Annotated in this window: 14 protein-coding genes; 8 read left to right on the top strand and 6 right to left on the bottom strand. The window is 59.9% G+C overall.

The features are described 5' to 3' along the window. Positions 1-147 precede the first annotated feature (147 nt). Entirely contained in the window at positions 148-609 is a 462-nt protein-coding gene (locus HUJ17_RS02065) for an LEA type 2 family protein (RefSeq protein ID WP_290509129.1), read from the top strand. A gap of 171 nt (positions 610-780) precedes the next feature. On the opposite strand, the gene HUJ17_RS02060 is transcribed toward HUJ17_RS02065, so the two are convergent. Then, positions 781-1,788 carry an AraC family transcriptional regulator gene (locus tag HUJ17_RS02060; protein ID WP_290509128.1) on the bottom strand — a complete coding sequence of 336 codons (1,008 nt, stop codon included), beginning with the start codon at positions 1,786-1,788 and terminating at the stop codon, positions 781-783. 102 nt (positions 1,789-1,890) lie between these two features. On the opposite strand from HUJ17_RS02060, the gene HUJ17_RS02055 reads away from it, so the two are divergent. The 3 genes from HUJ17_RS02055 to HUJ17_RS02045 are packed head-to-tail and all read left to right on the top strand — an operon-like array spanning position 1,891 to position 5,019. Beyond that, positions 1,891-3,348, top strand: coding sequence for an NAD(P)/FAD-dependent oxidoreductase (locus HUJ17_RS02055; RefSeq protein ID WP_290509127.1), 1,458 nt, complete (start codon positions 1,891-1,893; stop codon positions 3,346-3,348). Then, positions 3,332-4,264, top strand: a complete 933-nt coding sequence (locus tag HUJ17_RS02050) for an alpha/beta hydrolase (RefSeq protein ID WP_290509126.1) — start codon at positions 3,332-3,334, stop codon at positions 4,262-4,264. Before HUJ17_RS02055 ends, HUJ17_RS02050 begins: the two co-directional genes overlap by 17 nt. Then, a complete protein-coding gene (locus HUJ17_RS02045) occupies positions 4,261-5,019 on the top strand; it encodes an SDR family oxidoreductase (protein WP_290509125.1) in 759 nt (252 codons plus the stop codon). Before HUJ17_RS02050 ends, HUJ17_RS02045 begins: the two co-directional genes overlap by 4 nt. A gap of 153 nt (positions 5,020-5,172) precedes the next feature. On the opposite strand, the gene HUJ17_RS02040 is transcribed toward HUJ17_RS02045, so the two are convergent. Continuing rightward, positions 5,173-5,622, bottom strand: coding sequence for a hypothetical protein (locus tag HUJ17_RS02040; protein WP_290509124.1), 450 nt, complete (start codon positions 5,620-5,622; stop codon positions 5,173-5,175). A 3-nt stretch (positions 5,623-5,625) separates the two neighbouring features. Here HUJ17_RS02040 and HUJ17_RS02035 point away from each other — a divergent pair, with 3 nt between their 5' ends. Together HUJ17_RS02035 and HUJ17_RS02030 are read left to right on the top strand one after the other, a co-directional pair. After that, positions 5,626-6,516 carry an alpha/beta fold hydrolase gene (locus HUJ17_RS02035; RefSeq protein ID WP_290509123.1) on the top strand — a complete coding sequence of 297 codons (891 nt, stop codon included), beginning with the start codon at positions 5,626-5,628 and terminating at the stop codon, positions 6,514-6,516. Between the two features lie 61 nt (positions 6,517-6,577). Beyond that, positions 6,578-7,411, top strand: a complete 834-nt coding sequence (locus HUJ17_RS02030; protein ID WP_290509122.1) for an SDR family oxidoreductase — start codon at positions 6,578-6,580, stop codon at positions 7,409-7,411. A gap of 69 nt (positions 7,412-7,480) precedes the next feature. Here the strand turns inward: HUJ17_RS02030 and HUJ17_RS02025 are convergent, their stop codons facing one another. Next, complete coding sequence (locus HUJ17_RS02025) at positions 7,481-9,190, bottom strand: hypothetical protein (protein WP_290509121.1); 1,710 nt, start codon at positions 9,188-9,190, stop codon at positions 7,481-7,483. 408 nt (positions 9,191-9,598) lie between these two features. Here HUJ17_RS02025 and HUJ17_RS02020 point away from each other — a divergent pair, with 408 nt between their 5' ends. Further along, on the top strand, positions 9,599-10,903 hold the full coding sequence (locus HUJ17_RS02020; RefSeq protein ID WP_290509120.1) for a sigma-54 dependent transcriptional regulator: 1,305 nt from the start codon (positions 9,599-9,601) through the stop codon (positions 10,901-10,903). Positions 10,904-10,905: 2 nt separating this feature from the next. Here HUJ17_RS02020 and HUJ17_RS02015 read toward each other — a convergent pair whose 3' ends face one another. The 3 genes from HUJ17_RS02015 to HUJ17_RS02005 are packed head-to-tail and all read right to left on the bottom strand — an operon-like array spanning position 10,906 to position 12,436. Beyond that, positions 10,906-11,496: an ACP phosphodiesterase gene (locus tag HUJ17_RS02015; protein WP_290509119.1), complete on the bottom strand. Its 591-nt coding sequence runs from the start codon at positions 11,494-11,496 to the stop codon at positions 10,906-10,908. Further along, the gene (locus HUJ17_RS02010) at positions 11,493-12,095 is read right to left on the bottom strand and encodes a GNAT family protein (protein ID WP_290509118.1); all 603 of its coding nucleotides are present in this window, start codon (positions 12,093-12,095) and stop codon (positions 11,493-11,495) included. The genes HUJ17_RS02015 and HUJ17_RS02010 overlap by 4 nt, the downstream gene beginning before the upstream one ends. Before the next feature lie 2 nt (positions 12,096-12,097). Further along, positions 12,098-12,436 (bottom strand): histidine triad nucleotide-binding protein, encoded by a 339-nt coding sequence (locus HUJ17_RS02005; protein WP_290509117.1) that lies wholly within the window; start codon positions 12,434-12,436, stop codon positions 12,098-12,100. 185 nt (positions 12,437-12,621) lie between these two features. Between HUJ17_RS02005 and HUJ17_RS02000 the strand changes: the two genes are divergently transcribed. Then, positions 12,622-13,530: a 6-carboxytetrahydropterin synthase gene (locus HUJ17_RS02000; RefSeq protein ID WP_290509116.1), complete on the top strand. Its 909-nt coding sequence runs from the start codon at positions 12,622-12,624 to the stop codon at positions 13,528-13,530. Positions 13,531-13,763: the final 233 nt, after the last annotated feature.

Raw genomic sequence — 13,763 nt, 5'->3', positions numbered from 1 at the left:
TCAGGGGCGCGGTGGCGTGGCGGGAGATCGGGCCGTTCGGCATGCACCTATCCCGCTTGATCCCCGCGACGAATCATCTCCCCCTTCATTCATGCAACTTTCCCGCTATGCTTGCCTCTAATAGAGCCAATGCCAAGGAGTTCAGGAATGAAACAAGTACTTTCGCTATGGCTGATCACCGCCGCCATCATGCTGGCGGGCTGTCAACGCCTGGGATCGCTGGAAGCACCGGAAGTCAGCGTCTCCAGCATTGCTCTCAACAGTATCAGTCTGTTCGAACAGGAATGGGGGCTGACCCTGCGTGCCCGCAACCCCAATGACCGGGACCTGACCCTCAAAAGTCTGGACTACGAGATCTTCATCAACGGCGAGAAATTCGCCCGCGGCCTCACCGGCGACAGCGTCACCCTGCCCGCCATGGGCGACGCCCAGGTAACCACCACTATTACCACCAGCCTGCTGAGCAGCCTCAAGCAGTTGCAGAAAATCCAGCAGCAACAGGACAAGCCGCTGCAGTATCGCCTGGTCGGCAAAGCCAGAGTCGCCGGGGTGCCCTTGCCCCTGTCCTTCGACAAGGAAGGCGAAATGAAACTGCCGGCGATGCCTTGACCCTTCTTTGAAAAGCATTGTTTTACCACAGAGGGCACAGAGAACACCGAGATAGAACAGTGGTGTTGCCTGTGCCCTTAGTGGTTAACCAGACAGCTTCTCGTTTGCTTGATAGTTCCCAACCCAAACCGATTTTTCCCTCAGTGTCCTCTGTGCCCTCTGTGGTAAAAATCACTTCCCCTGACGCTCGCGCCGAAACCGGGCTGGAGTCTGGCCGGTCCAGCGGCGGAAAGCATGGTTGAAGTTGGACAGCTCGGAAAATCCCAGCCGATCGCTGATCTCTTCCATGCCCAGCCCCCCCAGGAGTAACCACTGTTCCGCCAGCATCCGTCGCACTTCATCCAACAGCTCCCGGTAACCGGTGCCCTCAGTGCGCAGCTGCCGACGCAGTGTGCGACTGGTCACACCCAGCTCTGAGGCCATGGCCTCCATATCAGGAAAGCTGCCCGGTTGACTGAGCAGGCGCCGACGAACCTGCAACGCCACCCCACCCTGTCGATAGCGCTGCACCAGTAGTTGCTGACACTGCTCTTCGCAGAGTCGGGCGGTGACCGGGTTAGCTTGCGGCAAAGGCATATCCAGCAGACCTGCCACAAACCGGGCCTGGTTGTGCGACTGATCGAAACAGGGCGGCAACCCGAAGATAGCGGTAAACGGCCCCGGGTCCTGCTCGGGCAAGCGCAGCACCAGGGAGGACAGCGGAATACGGCTGGCGAACAATTCTTCCTGGACCATCATCACCGCGCTGGCATCCCGAGCCAGCAGGTAGGGGCGAATGGTTTCCGGCAGCCCGCTGTCGTCCAGCATCAGCACCGCCTCCCCCCGCTCCTCCTCAAGACGGATATCCAGGAAGGCAAAAGTCAGATCCAGATAGCGCACTCCCAGCTCCACCGCCTGCCGGAAGGTAGGGCTGCTGAGCAGGGCAAAGCCCCACACCCCGTAACTGCTCAGGTGGTAACGCTGCCCCATGGCCAGGCCATGTCTGACCGGATCGTCCAGCTGCGCACAGAGGTTCTCCACCACCCGGCGCTCCTGGGCCCGCTCGATGGTCGCTTCCGGCCGGTGCAGCATGGCTGGGTCGATGTCACTGCCCGCCAGACAGGCTTCGGTGGCCAGCCCATGCTCGGCGGCGTAGGCCACCTGCAGACGCACACTGGTGATAGCTCGGCGTACATCCATGAAATGTCCGTTTCCCACAATTTTCTGTCCCAGAATGCCATAAACAAGACGTATCCGCCCCGTTAGAGTAACCATCAATAAAAGATTACTGGGATGTTTACCATGCAAGTAACCCACAACGTGGTGATTATCGGTGCCGGCTTCGGCGGACTCGGTATGGCCATCCGCCTGAAAGCCCAGGGCGAAGAGAATATTTTGATGATTGAGAAGGGCCACGATGTGGGTGGCTGCTGGCGTGACAATACCTACCCGGGCGCCGCCTGCGATGTACCTTCGCACCTGTATTCCTTTTCCTTCGAGCGCCATTACCCATGGAGCCGCCGCTTCGCGCCGCAGCAGGAAATCTTTTCCTACCAGCAATACTGCGCGCGCAAGTACGACTTGTATCGGCACATCCGCTTCAACACCGAAGTGGCCGAAGCACGCTACCAGGATGACAACGGCATCTGGGAACTGACGCTCACCAACGGCGATACCCTGACCACCCGGGTGCTGATCACCGCCACCGGCCAGCTCAACCAGCCCGCTTACCCGCCACTATCCGGTATCGAGGATTTCGCTGGGGCGCACTTCCACAGCGCCCGCTGGGACCACGACGTGGACCTGACGGGTAAAACCGTGGCCGTGGTGGGCACCGGCGCCAGCGCCATCCAGTTCGTGCCGGAAGTGGCCAAGGTGGCCGGCAAGGTAAAGCTGTTCCAGCGCTCCGCTGCCCATGTGATTGCCAAACCGGATCGCGCCTACAGCAAACTGGAACACCAGGTGCTGAGCAAGGCCCCCATTACCCAGACCCTGGACCGGCTGCGCATCTATGCCACCAATGAATCCCGCGCTCTGGGCTTCACCACCTTCCAGAAAGCCATGAAGGTGTATGAGTGGCTATTCCGCCGCCACCTGAAGCAACAGATCAAGGATCCCGCCCTGCGCGAGAAGCTGACCCCGGATTACCCCATGGGCTGCAAGCGCATTCTGATGTCCAACGATTATTACCCGGCCCTGGCCCAGGAGCATGTGGAAGTGATCAACCACGGAATCAGCTCGGTGGACCAGAGCGGCCTGACCGACAGCACCGGCACCCACCACGACGCCGATGTGATCATCTACGGCACCGGCTTCAAGGCCACCGACTTCCTCACCCCCATGACCATTACCGGCCGTGACGGGGCCGACCTGAATGCAGTATGGAAAGACGGCGCCGAGGCCTACCTGGGGATCACCGTGCGCGGCTTTCCCAACCTGTTCATGCTCTATGGCCCCAACACCAACCTGGGCCACAACTCCATCATCTACATGCTGGAAAGCCAGATTCATTACATCCTGCAATGTGTGGCGCAGATGGACGAACAGGACATCAAGGCACTGGAAGTGCGTGACCGGGTACAGGACGAATTCAACAAGACGGTGCAGGACAAGATCAGCAATACCGTCTGGGACAAGGGCTGCCACAGCTGGTACAAGACCGAAAGCGGCAAAAACACCAACAACTGGCCCGGCTTTACCTTCGACTACCGCCGCCAGACACGGACCCTGGACCTGAGTGACTATGACCTCCTTCGTTGATCGAATCAGCCGGGCCCAGTCCGGCACCCAGCAATTGCTGGCCGGCGCCCTGCGCCAGTCCCTGGCCATGCTGTTCAAACCGGTGGCCAACCCGCGCTTCAGCGTCAAGACCCAGCGCCGCTGGATGGACATCATGGCCAAGACCACTCTGGTCGCCCGAGATGTGCCCAGCCATGACGCGCCGCTGGGCGACGTGCCTTGTCGCCACTATGCGCCATTGAATGCCCAGGGCACCGTGCTCTACCTGCACGGCGGTGGCTATGTGGCCGGCAGCCCGGAAAGTCACCGGTCCGTTACCTCTCACCTGGCGAAATTCGCCAATGCCCGCGTAGTGGTTCCGGACTACCGGCTGGCACCGGAGCATGCCTGCCCCGCCGCCATCGAGGATGCCGTGGCCGTGTACGATGCCCTGCTGGCAGAAGGGGTGGACCCTGCCACTCTGGTGATTGCCGGTGATTCCGCCGGCGGCGGCCTCGCTCTGGCAACCCTGCAAGCACTGAAGGCGAAAAAAACCGCCTTGCCCTGCAGCACCATCCTGATTTCGCCCTGGGTGGACCTGAGCCTCAACGACCTGTTCGACACCGACCGGGACATCATGCTCAGCCCAGCCTGGCTGGCCAGCGCCGCTGACGCCTACGGCGGCGCAGATCCCACTCGGCCGGCCTGCTCCCCCCTCAATGGCGACCTGACCGGGCTGCCCCCGGTACTGATCCAGGCCGGCAGCGACGAGATCCTTCTCAACGACAGCCATCGCCTGTGCGCCGCCCTGAACGACGCCGGCACCCCGGCTCGTCTTCAGGTCCACCCACAACGCTGGCATGATTTCCAGCTCCACGCTGGCGTCCTGGCCGATGCGGATCAGGCGCTGATGACCTGCGCCCGCTTTATCCACCAACACTGGAAGCCCGCTGCATGAAACGCATCCTGATCACTGGCGCCGCCAGCGGCATCGGCCTGGCCACCGCCAAACGCTTCCACGAGAAGGGCTGGCGGGTGGGCCTGACCGACGTCAATGAAACCGCCCTGGCGCGGCTGGCGAGAGAGCTGGACAACAGCTGGTACCGGCCTCTGGATGTGACCGACAGCATTGCCTGTGAGCATGCCTGCCGGGAGTTTGCCGAAGACGGTGGCATCGATGTGCTGTTCAACTGTGCCGGTATTCTGCGCATGGGCCCCTTTGAGTCCATCAGCGCGCAACAGCACAAGCAGATCATCGACATCAACGTGACCGGCCTGATCAACATGAGCCTGGCCGCTCACCCCTTCCTGCAGGAAAGCAAGGCCGCTGCGGTGATCAACATGAGTTCCGCCTCGGCCCTCTACGGGGTGCCACACCTGGCATCCTATTCCGCCAGCAAGTTCGCGGTGCGCTCGCTCACCGAGTCGCTGAATATCGAATGGGGCCGCCAGGGGATTCGCGTGGTAGATATCATGCCGCCATTCGTGAAGACCCCCATGGTGGAAAAGGCCAGCTTCCGGGCGCCGGTAGTTGACCGCATGGGCGTCAACCTGGATGCCGACGATGTGGCCAACACGGTCTGGCAGGCCGCCAATGAAAACGTCCCGGTACACAACCCGGTGGGCCTCACCTTTAAATTGATCAAGCTCCTCGACAAGGCCCTGCCCAGTGCATCGACCCGGTTGTTGATGCGCTTTCTGAGTCGGGATTGACGCAGTTGCAAGCTTCAAGCTTCAAGCTGCAACACGGCGGAAAAGATTTTGTGTATTGGAAGCATAGGGGCCGCGCCCAAACTCTGGGCGCGGCCCCTATGCTTTAAAAAACCAAGAAAAGATTATGCCGTGTTGCAGCTTGAAGCTTGCGGCTCACTCTCCTGGCACAAAAGTAATCTTCACCTTCCTCCGCCCCCATTTGCGGGCCGCCTGCACATCCTCACCCATATAGATATCGATCTTCTTTTTCCAGCGCCAGTGCATCTTGTCCTTCACCACCCAGGTTCCGGGCAGGCCCTCGATCTGTAGTTCCGCGTTATGCCCCAGCCCCATGGGAATCAGATCCCGCGATACCGCAATGGACTTCATCCCCGGTGTGAGGCGATCGCCCCAGGCGGCCAGGGCATGGTCCGCTCCCGCCCCCTGGCCATGCAGGGAATTGTAGGCCGTGGCAGTGACCGTCATGGTCACCGTATTCTGCACCGGCGCGGCTGGCTTGCGCTGATCCGCCTCGCACCGCGCCACCAGCCAGGTCAACGCCACCAGTACCAGGGTAAACGTGGCGGCATTCACCCGCCGTTGCGGGCTGAGTGCTAGGCTCATGGCATGATTCTCCGTCTGGTCACTCTTATTATGCTTCACGGTCTGCTGTCGGCCTGCAACCTGGTTTCCGACAAGAGGGCGGAGGATACGGGTGCGCCCGCAGCCCTCACCGACACCCTGCGCCACTGGCAACCCGCCGGCAATCCCGATGCGGTGGTCCTTGGACTGCACAGCTTTGGCGACTTCGGCGCCGCCTTCGACGCGCTGGGCCCCTACTTTGCCGACAACGGACACCTGCTGGTCAGCTATGACCAGGCCGGATTCGGCGAACGTACCCAGCAAGGGCAGTGGGCCGGGGAAGACCAGCTGGTGTCAGAAGCGGCCTATCAGATCGAGCAACTCTATGAACGCTATCAGCGCCCGGTGTTCCTGGTAGGCGAAAGCCTGGGAGGCGCTGTGGCTATCCTGGCAGCGCTTCAAGTCCCTGATAAAGTAGCCGGCATCGTGCTCGCCGGACCGGCCGTGCGCGAGGGCATCCGCCTGCGCTATGGCTGGAATGCCGCCATTGCCGGCGCCGCCTTTCTGGCGCCCGGATACCAGCTGACGGTAAACCGCGAACCCGATGACCCGAACCTGGCGGCTGACAGCGCCCAGAGACTGGCCAACGACCCTCGAGTGATACGCGACGTCCGTATGGATGCCTACTGGGGATTGATCCAGCTGGCCGACAGTGCCAGCGACCAGGCGCCATCACTCCAGACACCGTCGCTGCTGCTCTATGGCGGCAAGGACAACTCCGTGCCGGAAGCCGGCATCAACCATCTGCGCGACCACCTTGCAGACCGGGGCGAGTACCGCTTCTATCCCCAGGGCCCGCACCTGCTACTGCAGGGGCCGCAACGGCAAACCGTCGCCGACCATATTCTCGACTGGATCGCCCGTACGTCCCCCTGAGATTGGCCTCACAGGACACAGCCATGCTGGTAAGCTGGCGCAAACCACAGCGGAGCAAACCATGAGCAAGCGTGTTCTGATTACCGGCGGAAATTCCGGCATCGGCTACTGTACCGCCGAGCAACTGGCTGGCCACGGCGCGGAGGTCTCGCTTGCCTGTCGCGACCAGACCAAGGGGCAGGCTGCCATTGCCCGTATCAAGAATCGTCACCCTAATGCCAAAGTCCGTCTGTTCCCGCTGGATCTTTCCGACCTGGAAAATGTGCGCGACAACGCGGCCATCATCTACCGGGAGCTGGGTGAACTGGACGTGCTGATCAACAACGCCGGCGTGGTGCCGACCCAGCAGGAATTTACCCGCGACGGCTACGAAATGCAGTTTGGGGTGAATTACCTGGCCCCGGTGCTATTCACCCACCTGATGCTGCCGCTGCTGAAGAAAGGCAATCAGCCACGCATTCTACATGTGGCGTCCGTGGCGCACTGGCTGGGGCGTATCAACAAGAAGACCTGGCGCGGCCGCAAGCCCTATCTGGTCATGGATGCCTATGGTCAATCCAAGCTGGGCAACATCCTGTTCAGCAATGTGCTCGCCGAGCACCTGCGGGAACTCGGCATTACCAGCAACGCCTTGCACCCGGGAGGCGTGGACACGCCCATTTTCCGACATGTCCCCAAGGCCGCCATGGCCCTGATTCGCCCGACCCTCACCACCCCGGAAAAAGCCGCCACCCTGCCCGTCAGTCTGGCCCTGGATCCGCAGTACGCCGAGGTTACCGGCGAATACTTCGCCAATCACAAACCAGCACTGCGCTCGCCACGGGCACGCAATGCAAAGCTGGCGGAAGAGCTGTATTACGACACCATGGCGGAGCTGGATCTGCCTACGCTGTAATTTCAACGCCATAAAAAAGGGGCCCCCAACGGGCCCCTGAAGGTTCACCTCACACAAAGCAGATTTTCATTAACCTCCCGGGCACAGGTTGCACTGGTCAGAGGCGCTGGCTTCGATGTCCTCATCCAGAATCTCGCTGTTGCTGCCCGTGGCAGTGACCGTATTGCTGGACTGGTAGCGATCACCGGAAGGCACCGTGCTCGGCTGGTAATCACCACTGACATCAAAGCAGACATCACTGCCAAGAATGTCACCGGTGGCATCACACACCCCTTTCACCACGGTATCGCCTTCACCCATGCCGACACCACGGCAAACCACACCTTCACCGCAATCTGCATCAGTCTCACAAAGGGTACCGGCATCCAGCAGGACCGTATTCATGTAGTTGGCCGTGGGATCATCCAGCTCCACGCTCAGCGGCACCTCGCCGGTATTGCACACCGCGATGTCGTAATCCACTTCCAGCACCACCTGACCGCTCTCGGCCACCAGACCGGAAGCGCAGTCCTTGTCGACCCAAAGCCCCGGCGTCAACGGCAAGGACTGACACTGGATGGAGTACGGGTCTGCAGAGACCGTGGCGGCACCAAAGGTGAGAGAGGCATCGACGGTATTGGTTGGCGGGTTTTCGTTGCTGAAGAAACTGCCGCTGAAGGGCAAGGTCTCGCCCGGCGCAAACGCCGTCAACAATGTCTGCGTCAACGTCACATCATCGCTGGTGTCATCCGGAGTGCCGGCATCATCCACCACCGTCAGGGTCTCCCCGGCCGGGAAGGTACCTGCTCCGCTGTTGGTCACCAGACCTTCGAAGTCCACCACATAGGTCCGATCAGTATCATCATTGACAGTGGCCAGGCGGGTCACATCACAGGTCTTGCTGACCTCGATGCCACACAACGGGAATCGACCCAGCACAAAGTCTTTCAACTGCGCCGTCTCGGACCGGGAGGACCGGGTCTCGACCATGAATGAGGAAAAGCACGGTGTGGCGGAAGACTGGCCAGCCAGTTCCAGCGCAGCACTGACATTCAGGAAGCCCTCAAAAAACGATTCCGGTGGGAAATCCGTGGCCCCGGTCTTGGACAGATAAGGCCAGGGGCTGGCTTCCGACATGTCATTGGTGATGGCACAGGCGACATCGTCATTACTACCGCCGCACAAGGCGCCAATGTATCCCGCATCTTTCGGGTCTCCGGTGGAGAATAACTCCAGCAGATTGCTGCTGATGTCACCGCCACTGTTCACCCACTGCATCACCTGTACATAAGGGGCACTGGTATTGCCCTGGGGAAATTCCATCACCACGAAAATATCCCCTTCCTGGTGTTCGCCAATGAAAGCGCCACGTTCACCGAGCCCGACCTGATCCTGGAAGAACCAGAAGCCGATGATGGCGTCACCATTATTGGCGTACCGGTCTGCACCGAAATGCAGTATCAGGTCACCATCGATCAGTTTGCCGGCCGCATAACCATTGGTAAGGTCGTTCTTGTCCGGTACCGACCCGTCCCGGTATTTCCAGTCGGGAATATCGTTAATATCCTTGGAACCACCACCGGTGAAAATACTCAAGGGCGCCGGGTCAGCAACAATACCGCTGAATGCCGCCGAGCCATCGTCATTGCCATTATGAAAGGTTTGCCAATCCTGGTCGGCATTATCAATTGCATTACCGTCCATTTCGATAAAGTTGCTGGCAATCGCCGGGGACGTCACCCCCAGCAAAAATGCTACCAGAAAGCAGCAACAGCGCTGCCAGACTGCTAATCGTTTCATGAGACCGTCCTCCAGATGAATACGCGTATACCAGAGGCAACATTGAAAAAATCGGGCCAGATTTTTATTGGTTGTTTTTGAAAGACTTGGGAAAAGACGTTTATGTTTTTGCCGTATTTTTTCCCAATTTCGGGACGCCAATACGGCCATGCCTTTGACGACAAAAAACAAAGCCAACAATTTCAGATAGTTGCTTCCCCCTCCTGCCATTACCCTGCGATGTTGCGGGCGCAACCCGTTTGCCGGCGTTACATGCCAACAACGTTTTGTTGCAAAGCCCGGATATAAGCAGGCAACCGATGGTGTAAATCTTGGTGATGGAGGGCTGAAACAGGAGGTTAGCGAACGCGCAGGACGCGACGCCCATTCCCAATAACGCGAAGGGAGTCGCAAAACCGGGACAGCACCATGAACGCCCTGGTCCGCAAGGCCTTGTTTGCCTGGGACAGTCAGACGCTATCTCCCCTGGCCCGACACCTGCACCAGCAAGGCTGGCATTTGGTGCAGCAACCCCTGACCAGCCTGAAGCCTCAGGCATGGCCCGCAGTGGGTATTCTGGAACTACGAACGACAGAACAGCTGGAAAAACTGGAGCCCTTTCTCGGCCAGCTCAAGCGTGGTCACTACCTGGCAATCACAGATAACAGCGCCATGCGCTGCAAAAGCATGCAGCACCTGGTGGCAAACGGCTTTCGGGATTATTTCACCTGGCCCTGCAACCTGACTCACCTGCGCAACACGCTGGGGCATGCACTGGGCATGAGCGCTCTCAACCACACCGGTGCCTGCGCCGAACAACCTCTGCTGCTGGGGCAATCTGCCCAGATGGAGCAAGTACGACAACGCCTCAGTCGCTTCGCCCAATCCGACCTGCCAGTTCTGCTACAAGGAGAAAGTGGCACCGGTAAGGAATGTGCCGCCCGCATGATTCACCAGGCTTCCAGCCGGCACCGCGAACCTTTCATTGCCGTGAACTGCGCGGCCATCCCCGACAGCCTGTTCGTGGCCGAGTTGTTTGGCTACGAAAAAGGTGCCTACACCGGGGCGACCCAGGCAAGACGAGGCCGAGTCCATGACGCCGCCAATGGCACGTTGTTTCTGGATGAGATCGGCGATATGGATGCATCCAGCCAGACCACATTGCTGCGCTTCCTGGAATCCGGCCACTATTCTCCGCTGGGCAGTAACCGGGAATATCACTCCTCGGCCCGAATCATCTGCGCCAGCAACCGGCCTCTTGCCGATGATGTGGATCGAGGCCGGTTTCGGCTGGATCTCTATCACCGGATCAATGTGCTGTGCCAATCGCTTCCGCCCTTAAGGGAACATCGTGACGACATTCCTGAGCTGGCCAACGCCCTGCTGTCACAGCTGCCCGGCCAGCATCCGCTCAACGAGGAGGCCATAAAAGCGCTCAAGAGCCATGATTTTCCGGGGAATGTACGGGAACTGCGCAATTGTCTGTGGCGGGCAGCAGTACTCAGTCATAGCGGCAGGCTTGATGCCACGCATCTTGGCCTGGCTGCCCGGCCATCAACGGCCCAGGCATGCTGCACCTTACGCGAGTTTCGGGAACAACAAGAGAAGCTCCACCTGCAGCATTGCTTGCAGACATGCTGCGGTGATGTGCAGCAAGCCGCTCAGATTCTCGGTATCAGCCGCTCCAGCCTGTATCGTATGCTGGACAAGTACCAGCTATCGGCGCGACATTGATTTTATCGCCCTCGCTCCACACTGGCACCGCGAACCACACGTCGCAGTTGCGGGTAAACGGCCAAAAACACCTGCTCCAGCTCATCATAATGCACACGAATATCCTCGATGCTGCCCTCAAACCGATTGGCAAAACGGATTCTCCCGGCAATGCGGTCCAGCACCTCCGCCAATTGATCCAGATCCTGATAGCGACGAAAAATATCCAGGCTTACCAGACGCTCAGTGGTACGACGCATGGGTGCGGGCATGAGGATTTCGCCTTGCCGCAACAGGGCATAATCGCGGGTAATGACAGAATCCAGCGATTGCGTATAGAAACGCGACCAATGACGAATCAGAAAATGATCAAACAGCACATCCAGCGCGACCCCGGCAAACCGGCGGCGTTGCGGCGAGAACAGCCATCGACTCTCGCGCACCCGGGGGTGCATGTCGGTAAAACGGTCAACCAGGCGGTGGTTGCGTAATCCCAACCGCACGGGGAGCGGCAGCGAGGCTTCGTCCACCCCGCGCATGAAATCACCCAACAGATTGCCCACCTTGGACGCCGCAGTGGGTTGCGCCAGGGTCAGGTGGGCAAAGTAGTTCATCCGCCACCACGCTCCAGCAGATAATGCAGATTTTGCCGCACCGCCGGCCATTCCTGGTTGATGATGGAAAACACTACCGTGTCCCGGTAAATCCCGCCGGGGCTTACGGTATGGTTGCGCAGCACACCGTCCTGCTTGGCACCGAGCCGGGCGATGGCCTGACGCGACTGGCGGTTGTGCCAGTGGGTGCGCAGCTCCACCGCGATGGCATCGCGGTCGTCAAAGGCATGCCCCAGCAACAGCAACTTGCATTCGCTATTGATTCCGGAGCGTTGGTGACTTTGTGCATACCAGGTGTGGCCCAGCTCCAGGCGCCGGTTGTCCTCATCCACCCGAAAGAAACGGGTGCAGCCGATCAGCTCACCACTGACCGCGTGGCGCACCGCAAAGGGTAACGCCCCTTCTTCCTGCTGCTGGCGCAGCGCCTGCTCCACATAGGCATCCATGGCGTCCGGCTTCGCCACCAGGGTGTACCAGTGACGCCACAGCTCGCCGTCATCACAGGCCCGGGCCAACCCGGCCACATGCGCCTCAGCCAACGGTTCGAGCACCACCCGGGTGCCGGACAAGGTAACCGGGGCCAGCCAGCGGCGAGTCATGTTCAACCTGGCGGCCAGCTGAACGGGCGACCACCCAGCACGTGCACATGCAGATGGAACACAGTCTGGCTGGCACCGGCCCCGTTGTTCACGTTGAGGCGGAAATCCGCCAGCCCTTCCTGCTCAGCCACCCGGCTGGCCACCAGCAACAGGTGCCCGAGCAGGGCCTGATCCGCCTCTTCGGCATCGGACAGCTTGGCAATCGGCTTCTTGGGGATCACCAGGAAATGGGTGGGCGCCTGGGGATTGATATCCCGAAAGGCCAGACACTGGTCGTCTTCGAAAATGATATCGGCAGGGATCTCCCGGTCTATGATCTTGGAGAAAAGGGTTTCAGCCATGGTGGGAACGCTCCGGATAGGCAGAAACGAGCGGCTTATCGGGCGCAAGGGTGTGGCCCGGTTCACAGCTCGCACGCTAACTGCTCGTAAAATGTTCGCTGCGGGTGACGTGCACCTTAGCGGCAGTCCAGAATAATGGCATTATAGCACTCTGTCGAAACCCAACTTTATTCCACCGGAACCGCATGGCCACACTTTTTGTCGAAAATTTAACCGTCGCCGATTTCTCCTACCTGCACCCCAAACGCGGCATGGTCGGTGAGTCCTGGCTGGTCGATCTGGAACTGACCGGCGACCTGGACCATCAGGGCATGGTGTTCGACTTCGGTCATATCAAGAAGCGCATCAAGCAGATCATCGACGATAGCGTGGACCACCGGCTACTGGTGCCGGTGGACAGCGAGCACGCCACAGTGAGCGAGCGGGACAACAACATCAGCCTGGAATGGCTGTACCGGGGTGGCACCATCCGCATGGTGGCGCCCAGCGAAAGCCTGCTGCTGATGAACGGCCCGGAAATTTCCAAGGCCAACCTGACCCTGTTCCTGATGGAGCTGGTACAACAGGTGGTGCCGGACAATGTGGCCGAGGTACGCATCGTGCTGCGAGAGGAAGATACCGGCACCGCGCCTTTCTATCACTATTCCCACGGTCTGAAGAAACACGACGGCAATTGCCAGCGCATTGCCCACGGCCACCGCTCCGGCATCCACATCTTCGAAAACGGCCGGCGCAGCCGCTATTGGGAGAAACTCTGGGCGGATCGCTGGGAAGATATCTACCTGGGCACCGAAGAGGACCTGGAAGGGACCTACTACATCGAAGAGATCCCCCACCACCGCTTTCGTTACGACGCCCCCCAGGGCCACTTCGAGTTGGTGATCCCTGAAGACCACTGCTACCTGGTGGACACCGACACCACTGTGGAGCAACTGGCTGCCCACATCGCCGAGCAACTGGCCACCGAAGCCCCCGGCAAGCACTTCCGCGTGCGCGCCTTTGAAGGCATCGGCAAGGGAGCCATCGCCGAAGCCGGCGAAAACCTGCCGGGCAAGACCCACAGTGGTTGGCTCAGCGGCGCGGCAGTAATTTGAGAAGCAGCAGCTAGCTAAGAGCCTCTAGCTGTAACGCGGGAAAAACTGCACATTAACAGTGCCGCACCCTCGCCAAAGGCTGTAGGAGCGTCGCTGGCGGCGCGATTGAATGTAGGAGCACCTCTTGCAGGTGCGAACCGAGCGTAGCGAGGCAACAGAGGATTGTCTGTCCGCCGTTCTTATCTGAAACCTGTCGAGCTCTGAGATTCCTGATCGCCCTGCGGGCGATTTCC

Origin of the sequence: Alcanivorax sp. (assembly GCF_014762765.1) — a bacterium.
Classification (GTDB): domain Bacteria; phylum Pseudomonadota; class Gammaproteobacteria; order Pseudomonadales; family Alcanivoracaceae; genus Alcanivorax.
This window is presented reverse-complemented; position numbering and strand designations above follow the sequence as displayed.

Coding starts and splice junctions, on each gene's coding strand:
- HUJ17_RS02065 (WP_290509129.1), top strand. CDS start 148: ATGAAACAAGTACTTTCGCTATGGCTGATCACCGCCGCCATCATGCTG.
- HUJ17_RS02060 (WP_290509128.1), bottom strand. CDS start 1,788: ATGGATGTACGCCGAGCTATCACCAGTGTGCGTCTGCAGGTGGCCTAC.
- HUJ17_RS02055 (WP_290509127.1), top strand. CDS start 1,891: ATGCAAGTAACCCACAACGTGGTGATTATCGGTGCCGGCTTCGGCGGA.
- HUJ17_RS02050 (WP_290509126.1), top strand. CDS start 3,332: ATGACCTCCTTCGTTGATCGAATCAGCCGGGCCCAGTCCGGCACCCAG.
- HUJ17_RS02045 (WP_290509125.1), top strand. CDS start 4,261: ATGAAACGCATCCTGATCACTGGCGCCGCCAGCGGCATCGGCCTGGCC.
- HUJ17_RS02040 (WP_290509124.1), bottom strand. CDS start 5,622: ATGAGCCTAGCACTCAGCCCGCAACGGCGGGTGAATGCCGCCACGTTT.
- HUJ17_RS02035 (WP_290509123.1), top strand. CDS start 5,626: ATGATTCTCCGTCTGGTCACTCTTATTATGCTTCACGGTCTGCTGTCG.
- HUJ17_RS02030 (WP_290509122.1), top strand. CDS start 6,578: ATGAGCAAGCGTGTTCTGATTACCGGCGGAAATTCCGGCATCGGCTAC.
- HUJ17_RS02025 (WP_290509121.1), bottom strand. CDS start 9,190: ATGAAACGATTAGCAGTCTGGCAGCGCTGTTGCTGCTTTCTGGTAGCA.
- HUJ17_RS02020 (WP_290509120.1), top strand. CDS start 9,599: ATGAACGCCCTGGTCCGCAAGGCCTTGTTTGCCTGGGACAGTCAGACG.
- HUJ17_RS02015 (WP_290509119.1), bottom strand. CDS start 11,496: ATGAACTACTTTGCCCACCTGACCCTGGCGCAACCCACTGCGGCGTCC.
- HUJ17_RS02010 (WP_290509118.1), bottom strand. CDS start 12,095: ATGACTCGCCGCTGGCTGGCCCCGGTTACCTTGTCCGGCACCCGGGTG.
- HUJ17_RS02005 (WP_290509117.1), bottom strand. CDS start 12,436: ATGGCTGAAACCCTTTTCTCCAAGATCATAGACCGGGAGATCCCTGCC.
- HUJ17_RS02000 (WP_290509116.1), top strand. CDS start 12,622: ATGGCCACACTTTTTGTCGAAAATTTAACCGTCGCCGATTTCTCCTAC.